Origin of the sequence: uncultured Metabacillus sp. (genome assembly GCF_947503125.1) — a bacterium.
Classification (GTDB): Bacteria; Bacillota; Bacilli; order Bacillales; family Bacillaceae; genus Metabacillus.
Genome location: NZ_CANNCR010000153.1, coordinates 1 through 1,225 on the forward strand (window position 1 = coordinate 1; position 1,225 = coordinate 1,225).

Consider the following 1,225-nt stretch of genomic DNA (forward strand, 5'->3'; position numbering starts at 1 on the left):
CAACTACCATAATTGATATAACCTAAATTCAATACAACCAACGAGTAACACTCATTTTCTTTGTGCGAAAGTTGAGTATAGATAAATTGGAGTGTGCTAATCTTCTCAACCCTCATTGGAAATCTCCCTTAAATATAAAATAAGTGAAAATAGATTTTGTTATTATTTCCAAGTGAAAAGCCGTTTTGCACTTTCCTATTTTACTTAGAAAGACTCGGCCACTTATTCGCAGTATAGAGACTTTGTTTTTTTATATAAAAAAGGCAACTACTTTAATATCCAGCAGTTACCTTTATTATCCTATTTAATATTAGAAACTATATATCTCTTACTAAATAACGATTAATAATATTTAATTACAATATAAGCTTCTTTACCATCTACCTCCTTACTTTTCTTGCTGTCTAAAGGTATGATAATAAATAATTTCGTTTTTCTTTACAAGCTCCTTCTTATTCGGTTGATCTTTCCCATACCCTAGTCCCAATATCGCTAATACTCTTCGGTCATTCGGTATGTTTAAAGCATTTCTTACATATGTTTCTCTTTGTTCGGATTCAACCTCATCCGCTGCGTTAAATACAGCACCAAATGCACAGCCTAACCCTGCGTTTACTGCCGCTAACCAAATATAACCGCTTGCAATAGAGGAATCCTGTATCCAATACTTACTAACCGTTGGCCGACCTGTTATTACGATGGCATAGGTTGCTTCTTTTAACCATGGCATATATGGGGTTGTATTAGCAAGATGATCAAGCATCCCTCTATCATTCACAACAATGAACTCACGGGATGGTAAATTATTCCCGGTTGGCGATAGCCATGCAACTTCCAAAATTTCTTCAATTGTTTCTTTCGGAATCGATTGGTTTGAAAAACTGGTAATCTCACGTCTATTGCTTACAACTTGGTTAAAATCCACCTTTTTCTCCTCCATTCTTGCATCTAAGAAATAATTATTATACGTTTATCGTATCAAACATTCAGCTTATAACCAATTTTAATTACTTGTCTTCTTCCTTTGTACTACATGAAAAACAATAAAGGATTTTTTCTTTCGTAATAATTCCATCTAAAAAACCGTCCAAACAATAGATTGTTTTCTCACAAACAGAACACTTTCCAACTTCCTCTCGCATAAGTTTCCTCCCTCAATAAAGTTAATTTTTCTTCCAAATACTCATGTATTCTCAATATTTCATAACTACCATTTAGTTGACTC

The 1,225-nt window shown here is 33.6% G+C and carries 2 protein-coding genes; both read right to left on the reverse strand.

Going from position 1 to position 1,225, the window contains the following annotated elements; all coding sequences use genetic code 11:
* Positions 1–388 precede the first annotated feature (388 nt).
* A complete protein-coding gene (locus tag Q1B07_RS26585) occupies positions 389–925 on the reverse strand; it encodes a nitroreductase family protein (protein ID WP_299095798.1) in 537 nt (178 codons plus the stop codon).
* Between the two features lie 82 nt (positions 926–1,007).
* Entirely contained in the window at positions 1,008–1,142 is a 135-nt protein-coding gene (locus Q1B07_RS26590; RefSeq protein ID WP_299095803.1) for a hypothetical protein, read from the reverse strand.
* Positions 1,143–1,225 lie beyond the last annotated feature (83 nt).